This window comes from Micromonospora sp. 067-2, assembly GCF_046549295.1.
GTDB lineage: Bacteria > Actinomycetota > Actinomycetes > Mycobacteriales > Micromonosporaceae > Micromonospora.
This window is the reverse complement of the sequence record NZ_JAJPWB010000003.1, coordinates 526,122-535,234: the sequence shown is the minus strand read 5'-3', so window position 1 is coordinate 535,234 and position 9,113 is coordinate 526,122. Positions and strand designations below refer to the sequence as shown.

Genomic DNA, 9,113 nt, shown 5'->3' with positions numbered 1-9,113 from the left:
AGGCACACTCGGCACATGCCGGAGCGTATCGACTTCCCCGCTCTCATCGCCGGCCACACCGTCGTGATCGAGATGATCAATTCTGGGGACGCCGGCCTGCCGGTTCTCACCCAACTGCTCCGGGTGGCCCAGCCGGCCCTCGGCGCGGCCGGCATGGCGTTCGCCGAGTTCGGCCCGACCGGTGGCCGGGTGATCGCCGCGACCGGCGCGGTGGAGTGGACTCTCGGCCGCCCGCTGCCGGCCGACGACCCCGACATCGTGTGCCTGCTATCCGGGCCCCGGGTCCGCCGGGCCCGGGTCGACCACCTCGACGGCAAGCTCGCCGCCGCGCTGGCCGGCAGCGGCCTGCGCCGGATGGTGGTGTCCCGGGCCGAGATCGGCGGCCACACCGTGGGCAGCCTGCACGCGCTCTACCCCGGCGACGACGAGCCGAGCGCCGAGCAGCAGGGGGTGGTCGCCTACCTGGCTGCCTGCGTCGCGCACATGTACGGCGACCAGAGCGGGCTGCCCGTGCACGGCGACGGGCCGGTGGTGGCGGCGCTCGCCGACGGGCTGGCCGTGGTCGACCGTGACGGGCACGTCCGGCTCTGGAACCCGGCCGCAGCCGAGGTCACCGGCCGGACGGTCGAGCAGGCGCTGAGCCGCCCGCTGCCGATCCCACTGCCGCCCTCGGGTCAGGTGCGCGACCACCGGCTGCCCGACGGGCGTTGGCTGCGGATCACCTCCGGCGAGCTGCCCGGCCCCGGCTCGCTGCGCGTGGTCACCTTCCGGGACATCACCGACCAGCAGCGCCGGGACCACGACCAGGAACTGTTCGTCGCGGTGACCAGCCACGAGCTGCGTACCCCGGTCACCGTCATCAAGGGGTACGCCGACACGCTCACCGACCACTGGGAGTCGCTGACCGACACCGACCGGCGACAGGCCGCCCGGGTGATCGGGCAGCGCGCCAACGAGCTGGCCCGGCTGGTCGACCGGCTGCTCTCCTCGGCCGCGGAGGCGGGGCCGGGGAATGAGCCGCCCACCCCGTTCGACCTTGGTGAGGCGCTGCACTCCGCGGTCGTCGACCTGCCGGCGGAGCTGCGCCGGCGCCTGGTGCTCCGCCTCCCTGCGGACCTGCCCAAGGCGCTCGGCCACCGTCCCAGCCTGGCCACCGTTCTCACCGAGCTGGCCACCAACGCCGGAAAATACTCGGCGTTGGACGCTCCGATCGAGATCAGCGCGGCCGTCGACGGTCAGCTGGTGGCTCTGCGGGTCAGTGATCGGGGCATCGGCATCCGCCCCGAGCACGTGGAGCGGGCGTTCGACCGGTTCTGGCAGGGCGAGTCGGGCGACCGGCGCGGCTACCCGGGCGCAGGGCTCGGCCTCTATCTCGTTCGGCGGATCGTTGAACAACAGAATGGATGGGTATCCCTACGTCCGAGGAGCGGCGGCGGTACGGTCGCAGAGGTGCGGCTACCGCGCGGTTGACCGGCGGTTGGTGCGACATGGAGGCGACCGTGGCAGCGAGGGAACCGGCATGGTGCGTGGTGGTCCCGCACCACCCCGTCGGGGCGCGGCTGGCCCGGCGCCGGCTTGCCGGCGACCTGGCGGACGTCGTACCCCCGACGCTCCTCGCGGACCTGATCGCGGTGCTCGCCGAGCTGGTGGGCAACGCCGTGCGGCACGCCCGACCGCTGCCCGGCGGCGTGGTGCGGGTGGCCTGGCGGTTGCGGCCCTCGGCCGACGGTCCGCGAATCCAGTTGCGGGTGACCGACGGTGGCGCAAACACCGGCCCCCGGATCCGGACGGTCGACCCCGACTCGGCGGACGGGCGGGGTCTGCACATCGTGGCCGGCCTGGCCACCCGGTGGGGCGTCGAACGGGACGGGCTGGGCCAGCGGGTGTGGGCGGAGTTCGACCCGATGCCGGCGGCCCGGCCCGGCCTGGTGACGACGGGCTGAGTGACGGCTCGGGGCGGGTCCCGCCACGGCGAGCCGCTCGGGCCTCTAGGCTGTGACGCCGTGAGCAAGCGTCGAAAGAGCCAGCGCCCCGCCGCCGACACCGCCCCGCGTAGGGACAAGGTGCGCGACATCTTCGTGCCGCGACCGTTCGAGGGGCTGATCGACGAGCCCGAGTGGATCGCACTACGCGAGCTGGTTCCCGCCGCCTCCGCACCCTTGCGGCTGGCGCCCGCCCTGGTCGAGGAGTTCGGAGACCGGCCGGCCACGCTGACCACGGTGCTGCCGATGGCCGCCCCGGCGATCACCAAGCCGGACGGTCGTGTGCTCATCGGCCTGCAACGCCACCAGCAGTCCGGCGACGTGTCCCGGGACCTGGCCGAGGCGCTGCTCTGCGCGCTGCGGACCGAGCCGGGCGATCCGGTGGCCGTGCCGCCGCTGCCCGGCCCCGGCCTCCGCCTGCAGGACATTCTGGTGGACGGCCCGTTGGAGATCGCCATGCACGACGGGTTCGAGTTCTGGCTCGACCCTGGCGCCACGGACGACCCGTCCGTGCAGGCGTCGCTGGAGCGGGCCAACGCGGCCATCTACCCGACGGTGCGGCTGACCGCTGCGAAGGCCGCCTACTGGTGTCGGGTCCCGGAGAAGGCGCACGTGCGCTGGGTCCTGCCCGACGACGAGGACGCAGCCCTGGACGCGCTGGCCCGGCTCGGCGCGGCCGGCACGCTGCCGCTCGGCGAGCAGACCAGATTCGCCGGCATGTTCCGCGCGCACGGCCGACTGGTTCCGGTCTGGGACCTGCCGGAGGAGACTCCGGCGGCCGACTGGGAGGACCCGGTGGCGCAGTTCGCCAAGCGGTACGCCGAGGCTCTCGCCGCCGCCGACCCGTTGGACGCCGCCGGTCGGCGGGCCCGGCAGGGTCTGCTCGGCCGCCAGCTCACCCTGCGCTGAGCCCGGCCCCGCCCTTCACCCGGCGACGGGCAGCGGGTCGCGGACGATCGGGCAGGACATGCAGCGCGGGCCGCCCCGGCCGGAGCCCAGCTCCGAGCCGGCGATCGGGATCACCTCGATGCCAGCCCGTTCCAGCTGGGCGTTGGTCCCGGTGTTGCGCTCGTAGCCGACGCAGAGTCGGGGTGCCAGCGCCAGGGTGTTGTTGCCGTCGTCCCACTGTTCGCGTTCCGCGGTGACCGGGTCGAGCCCGGTGTCGATGACCCGGAGCTGGTCGAGGTCCATCGCGTCGGCGGCGGCCCGCAGGAACGGCGCCGGGCCGTCCACCCGCGGGTCCTCGCCGTCGGCGCCGGCGATCACGGTGTACGCCGAGAGCGTGCTGGCGATGTTCGGGTACATCAGCACCGCGTCCACGTCGACCATCGTGCAGACCGTGTCCAGGTGCATCGTGGCGCGCTTCTGGGCGATCGGCACCACCAGGATGGTGTGCGCCAGCCCGGCGGCGAAGACCTGTCGGCCGAGGCGTTCCGCGCCGGCCGGTGTGGTCCGCTCGCCCACCCCGACCGCCAGCACGCCGGGGGCGAGCAGCAGCACGTCCCCGCCCTCCAGGTGTTCCAGGTGCGGGCGGTAGACGAACTCGGTGCCGGCGAAGCGCGGGTGGTGGCGGTAGATGGTGTCGGTCAGCGTGGTCTCCCGACGCCTGGCCGGCATGGCCAGGCTGGTGACACCGACCCGGTCGCCGATCCACAGGGACGAATCCCTGGTGAACAACAGGTTGGGCAGCGGGTCGATCACGAAGTCGTGCCGGTCCATCAGGGTGTAGACCAGCCCGCCCGGCCGCTCCGAGCTGATCCGCAGCTCCTCGTGGGCCAGCCCGGCGGTGAGCACACCGGCCAGCGCGGGCGGGTCCAGGTAGGAGAGGTGGTCGGCGACCCGGGCGCGCAGGGTGTCGCCGAGCCGGCGGGAGCGCAGCACGTGCTCGGTGAGCTCGGCCCGCGCGTCCGCGACGGCCAGCGTCTCGGCCAGCAGGGTGGCCAGGTAGAGCACCTCGACCCCGCGCTCGCGCAGTGCACCGGCGAACGCGTCGTGCTCCTCCTGGGCGCGGCCGACCCAGGGGATCGCGTCGAACAGGAGGGAGTCGTTGTTGCGAGGGGTGAGCCGGGCCAGTTCCGGGCCGGGCCGGTGCAGCAGTACGGTGCCGAGCCGGCCGACTTCACTGTCGACGTAGTGGGTCACCCCCGCAGCGTAGGGCAGGGTTTGGCGGCATCCGAGAAAAGAACTGTGGATGAATATGGCATTCATCCACAGTCACTCCGGCGCTCCGGCTTGCCGAACACCGGGAGCGACAACGTAGGGTAGTGAGGACATAACTTCGAGGGACCTTTTGCCGGAGGTCGCGATGACTGTCTTTCCCGCACGACGAGCCGTACCAACCGCCCGGGCACTGCCGCCCGTCGCGGTGTCCCATCCCCGCGTCGAGCCGCCCGGGGCCATCGAACCGGTCCGTCCCACCCCACTCGAATGGGCCCGCCGTCGTCGGGCCGAGCGGGGTGCCCGTCGACTGGAGGCGGCCGGAGCACGGGCGCTGGGCCAGCTCGACCACCTCGGGCCGGCCTGGCACGTCATCGAGTGGCCCCGCACCGACGTGGCGGACGTCCTGCTCGATCGGAGCCAGGACGAGCGCGCCGGGTTCCTGGCCATCGGGCCGAGCGGCCTGTTCGCGGTGACCATCGCCGACCATGGACGGGCCCGTGTGCTGGTCGCCGGTGACGTCGTGCAGATCAACGGCAAACGGCCGCCGTACGTGGCAGAGGCCCGCCGGGACGCCAAGCGGGCCAGCAAGGCCCTCTCCGACGCGGTGGGGCTGCCCGTTCCGGTGTCACCGGTGCTGACCTTCGTCGGCTCCGGCGTGATCAGCGTCTACGGTCTGCCGAAGGACTGTCTGATGGCCACCCACCGCGAACTGGACAGGCTCCTCGTCGCGGGCGGCAGCCGGATCAGCCCCGCCACCGCCGAGAAGCTGTCGCGCGTCGCGCAGCACCCCGGCACCTGGCTGAACGGCACGTACCGTCCAACGGCCGACTACCGGTGGTATGACGAGGGCCGAACGGCCGCTGACAAGCCGGCCCATCGCCGGTAACGTCACCGGCGACGCCACGCGGCTCCGGTCCCCCCGGTCTACCCCACCCGGTCCCGCGCCGTCACCGGCCGCCCCGCTTTCCCCGGTGGGAGTGATCCGGTGGCTAGGTGCGCTCGGTGGTCCCTCGGCGACCCGCTAGCGTGGACAGTCCGTTGGTGCACATAGGAGGCGCGGTGGCCCACGTCGAACTTTCGCTCTCGGAAGCGTTCGTGCCGGCGGCGCGGGCCTCGACAGAGGCGGAGTCCGACAACTTCGGCCAGTGGTCCTCGACGGTCGACCACGCCGACGAGGCCTGCCTGCTGATCGATGCCGACACCCGGGTGGTCGCGATCTCCTCCGCGGGCTGCGAGCTGCTCTGCCTGGGCGAGCCGGGCGGCCTGATCGGGCGGCCACTGCTCGACGGTGGGCTGCGCCTGCTCGACTTCACCGCCAACCGGGGTGAGCTGACCGAGGCCGAGATCGACAAGATCCCGCCTCTGCTGGCGCTCTCCTCCGGCCGGCTCGCCCGCGGGCTGCTGCGGGTGCACGCGGCCTCGGCGGACAGCTCCGACGCGACCGTCGACGCGATCTCCACCCCGGTGCTCGCCGACGGAGCCGTGGCCGGCTCGCTCACCTTCTTCTCCGAGGTCTGACCTGCGACGGGGTGTGTCGTTCGCCGCACGCGGCGATGCTGGGGCAGGTCCGCGACGAGGCCGTAAGGTGCCCTCATGCTCGATATCGCTCTGCTGCCGGGGGAGTACGCCGTGTGCCGGTTGGCCGCCGGCACCACCCTGCCGTACGCGCTGTCGAGCGGGCTGGGCCGCGCCGATGTGGTCACCGTGAGCTGGACCGCCGACGGAATCTCGGTGATCTGCCCTGCCGACCGTGCGCCTGCGCAGGCCGTGGTGGAAACCGCCTGGCGGTGCCTGCGGGTCGCCGGCCCGGCCGGCCTCCCGGCGACGGGCACCCTGGCCGCGCTGGTCGACCCGCTCGCCGAGGCCCGGGTCAGCGTGGTCACGTTCTCCACCTTCGACACCGACTATGTGCTGGTGCCGACCGTTCGTCTGACCGAGGGCACCGCCGCTTTGAAGCGCGCCGGTCACCGCGTCTCCGTCTGACCTTTCCGCGGCCCACGGCTCGCCCTACGATGGGCTCGGCCACCCCGGCCGCGACGACGTTTCCCCTGTCCCGAGGATCGGCCCGTGCCGTTCACCCCACTCCACCGCGCGCTGCCCACCATCCGGGTCCTGCCGGCGGCTCTCGCACTGCTCGCGATGGCGGCGACGACCGGCTGCGGCGCCCCGCCCGAGCTACGTCATCCGTCCGACGTGGCGACCGGCACCGGAGCCCCGACGGCGTCCCGCGCGACCGGCATCCCGAGCACCGCGCCGACCGCCCCGCCGACCAGACCACCCGTCGGCGGGGTCACCGCCACCCCGGATGCCGGGCTGGTCGCGACGGCCTGCCCGAACGGGCCGAGCGGGCAGCGGGTGGTGCAGCTGCTGCGCGGTCGGGCCGCCGTGCTCCCGGACAACGTCCGGGTCCAGGTCCGCACCGGGCCGCTCTGCGCAGCCGACTGGCAGTACACCGTGCTGGCGGTGACCGGGCACGAGGAGCTTCAGGTGGTCACCCGGGGTCGGCCCGCCGCGCCGGAGCTGGTCACCGCCGGCACCGACGTGTGCACCATCGAGGTTCGGGCCACCGGTCCGGCCGGGATCCGCACGCTCGCCTGCGACGCCGGTCCGGTCGCCGGGCCGGGTGCGTAGGCTGGTCGGCATGCCGGGAACACCGCCGACGCGTTTCGTCTACCTCGGTCCGGAGGGCACCTTCGCCGAACAGGCCCTACGCACCGTCCCCGCTGCCGAGCGCGGCAGCCGTACGCCCGCCCGCAGTGTCGGGGAGGCACTGGACAGCGTCCGGGCCGGTGACGCCGATGCCGCGCTGGTGCCGTTGGAAAACTCGATCGGCGGCGCGGTCGGCGTCACCCTGGACGAGATGGCCGAGGGCGAGCCGCTGGTGATCACCAGGGAGGTGGTCCTGCCGGTGGAGTTCGTGCTCGGCGCCCGTCCGGGCACCGAGCTGAGGTCGGTCCGCACCGTGGCGGCCCATCCGCAGGCGTCCACCCAGTGCCGTGGCTGGCTGCGCGAGCATCTGCCCGACGCGGTGGTGGTCGACGTGCTTTCCAACGGCGCGGCCGCCGCGGGCGCCGGTTCCGGGACGTACGACACCGCGATCTGCGCACCCATCGGGGCGACCCGCCACCGCCTCGCGGTGCTCGCCGACAAGATCGCCGATCACCCCGACGCGGTGACCCGTTTCGCGCTCGTCACCCGCCCCGGGCCGCCCCCGCCGCCGACCGGCGACGACCTCACCTCGCTCGCGATCTACATCGCGCACGACCGGGTCGGGGCGCTGCTCTCGGTGCTGATGGAGCTGGCCGTCCGCGGTGTCAACCTCACCCGGATCGAGTCCCGCCCGACCGGCGAGGCACTGGGCCGGTACGTCTTCTTCCTGGACTGCACCGGCCACGTTGCCGACGTGCGGCTGGGTGAGGCGCTGCAGGGGCTGCGTCGGGTCTGCGCGGACGTGCGTTTCCTGGGCTCGTACCCACGCCACCGCTGGGCTGACACGGCAGGTGAGCGGCCGGTGCCCGCGCCGGCCGGCCTCTCCGACATCGACTACGCCGATGCGGCGGCCTGGTTGGCCCGCCTGCGCACCGGCGAGCTGAGCTGACGGACGAACGGTGCCGGCACCCCCGAACCGGGAGCGCCGGCACCGACGTGGTCAGCTCAGCAGCCCGCCGAGCAGACCGCCCTCCTGCTGCTGCTGGCCGCTGCCCAGGACCGGCGGCTCCTCGGACGGCTGCACCACCACGAAACCCTGGCCGGCGAAGCTCATCGTGAACGACTCACCCGTGCGTCGACCCAGCAGCGTGCCGAGGCCCATCTGCTCGGCGCGGTGGTAGCCGGTCTGGAGGTTGGCCGACCAGCAGACCGCGGCCTGCGGGTCGACGTACGTCGGGGCGTCCACGTTGAGCACCACCGGGGTGCCCTTGGTGGTGATGGCGATCCGTCCGTGGCCGCTGAACACACAGTTGAACAGCCCGGACGACGAAGCCATCCCGGCGCCGCCGACCATCCTGATGTCGTACTGGAGAGTCGAGTCGAAGGCGAGCACGCTGGAGCCGTTGATGGAGAGGTGGTCGCCGGGCTCCAGGTCGATGATGTGCACGTCCTTGGCCAACTCGGCGAGGAAGACGTCACCCTGCCCGGAGACCTTCATCAGCGGGACACCCTCGCCGGTGAGCTTCTGCTTGAGGAACTTGCCGAGCCCGCCCGAGCCCAGCGCCTGGAACTGCACCTGCCCCTGGTAGGCAACCATCGACCCGACGCGGGCCATCACCTCGCCGTTGAGCTCGATCTTCAACATCTTGGAGTTCTGCAGCCGCATTCCGGGCTGTGCGGACTCCTTCTCGAGATTCTCGGAGGAGAACAACTCGCTGCGCATGAAAACGTGCCTCCTGACAGGGTCGCGGTCGCTGCACCGACCGTAGGCGACCAGGGCAAGGAGGGGGCATCAGCCGAGCGGCGGGTCGAGCCGGACCGCTGGGTTCAGCCCCAGCCGAGCGAGTGCAGCCGTGCGTCGTCGATGCCGAAGTGGTGGGCGATCTCGTGCACGACGGTGACGGCCACCTCGTCGACGACGTCCTCGTCGCTGTGGCAGATGCGCAGGATCGGGCGACGGTAGATGAAGATCCGGTCCGGCAGCACGCCCGCGTAGTTCCAGCCCCGGTCGGTGAGCGCGTGCCCCTCGTAGAGGCCCAGCAGGCCGGGCTCACCCCCCGGTGGGTCGTCCTCCACCAGGATCACCACGTTGTCCATCAGCCCGAGCAACTCCCCGGGCACCTCGTCGAGGGCGTCGGCGACCAGTTCCTCGAAACGCTCGCGGCCCATCTCCACCGGCATCTCAACCATTCTGCCCGACGCCGGACCAACCGACCGGTCAGAAGGCGCGACCCCGCGCGGAGTCCACGCAGGTGTGGGAGGAGCGGCCGCCCGGGACCGGGCGGCGACTCCTTCCGTGACGTGCGGCGTACGGGTCGGTCG

Annotated in this window: 11 protein-coding genes; 8 read left to right on the top strand and 3 right to left on the bottom strand. The window is 72.8% G+C overall.

The window, feature by feature from the left end:
• Positions 1–15: 15 nt before the first annotated feature.
• From ACLJN9_RS09250 to ACLJN9_RS09240, 3 genes are read left to right on the top strand one after another with little or no spacing between them, the layout of a single operon-like run.
• Positions 16–1,470, top strand: coding sequence for an ATP-binding protein (locus ACLJN9_RS09250; protein WP_410810691.1), 1,455 nt, complete (start codon positions 16–18; stop codon positions 1,468–1,470).
• A 17-nt stretch (positions 1,471–1,487) separates the two neighbouring features.
• Positions 1,488–1,943 carry an ATP-binding protein gene (locus ACLJN9_RS09245; protein WP_410810690.1) on the top strand — a complete coding sequence of 152 codons (456 nt, stop codon included), beginning with the start codon at positions 1,488–1,490 and terminating at the stop codon, positions 1,941–1,943.
• 60 nt (positions 1,944–2,003) lie between these two features.
• Complete coding sequence (locus ACLJN9_RS09240) at positions 2,004–2,891, top strand: DUF5926 family protein (protein WP_410810689.1); 888 nt, start codon at positions 2,004–2,006, stop codon at positions 2,889–2,891.
• Between the two features lie 15 nt (positions 2,892–2,906).
• On the opposite strand, the gene ACLJN9_RS09235 is transcribed toward ACLJN9_RS09240, so the two are convergent.
• Entirely contained in the window at positions 2,907–4,124 is a 1,218-nt protein-coding gene (locus ACLJN9_RS09235) for an arginine deiminase (RefSeq protein ID WP_410810688.1), read from the bottom strand.
• 163 nt (positions 4,125–4,287) lie between these two features.
• On the opposite strand from ACLJN9_RS09235, the gene ACLJN9_RS09230 reads away from it, so the two are divergent.
• From ACLJN9_RS09230 to pheA, 5 genes are all read left to right on the top strand, one after another.
• Positions 4,288–5,028 carry a hypothetical protein gene (locus ACLJN9_RS09230; RefSeq protein WP_410810687.1) on the top strand — a complete coding sequence of 247 codons (741 nt, stop codon included), beginning with the start codon at positions 4,288–4,290 and terminating at the stop codon, positions 5,026–5,028.
• A gap of 173 nt (positions 5,029–5,201) precedes the next feature.
• Positions 5,202–5,660: a hypothetical protein gene (locus ACLJN9_RS09225; protein WP_410810686.1), complete on the top strand. Its 459-nt coding sequence runs from the start codon at positions 5,202–5,204 to the stop codon at positions 5,658–5,660.
• A gap of 75 nt (positions 5,661–5,735) precedes the next feature.
• The gene (locus ACLJN9_RS09220; protein ID WP_410810685.1) at positions 5,736–6,125 is read left to right on the top strand and encodes an ACT domain-containing protein; all 390 of its coding nucleotides are present in this window, start codon (positions 5,736–5,738) and stop codon (positions 6,123–6,125) included.
• Between the two features lie 129 nt (positions 6,126–6,254).
• Positions 6,255–6,773 (top strand): hypothetical protein, encoded by a 519-nt coding sequence (locus ACLJN9_RS09215; protein ID WP_410810813.1) that lies wholly within the window; start codon positions 6,255–6,257, stop codon positions 6,771–6,773.
• A gap of 10 nt (positions 6,774–6,783) precedes the next feature.
• Positions 6,784–7,740: a prephenate dehydratase gene (gene pheA, locus ACLJN9_RS09210; RefSeq protein ID WP_410810684.1), complete on the top strand. Its 957-nt coding sequence runs from the start codon at positions 6,784–6,786 to the stop codon at positions 7,738–7,740.
• 51 nt (positions 7,741–7,791) lie between these two features.
• Here pheA and ACLJN9_RS09205 read toward each other — a convergent pair whose 3' ends face one another.
• Positions 7,792–8,514, bottom strand: a complete 723-nt coding sequence (locus ACLJN9_RS09205; RefSeq protein WP_410810683.1) for an AIM24 family protein — start codon at positions 8,512–8,514, stop codon at positions 7,792–7,794.
• 104 nt (positions 8,515–8,618) lie between these two features.
• Positions 8,619–8,966, bottom strand: coding sequence for a metallopeptidase family protein (locus tag ACLJN9_RS09200; RefSeq protein WP_410810812.1), 348 nt, complete (start codon positions 8,964–8,966; stop codon positions 8,619–8,621).
• Positions 8,967–9,113: the final 147 nt, after the last annotated feature.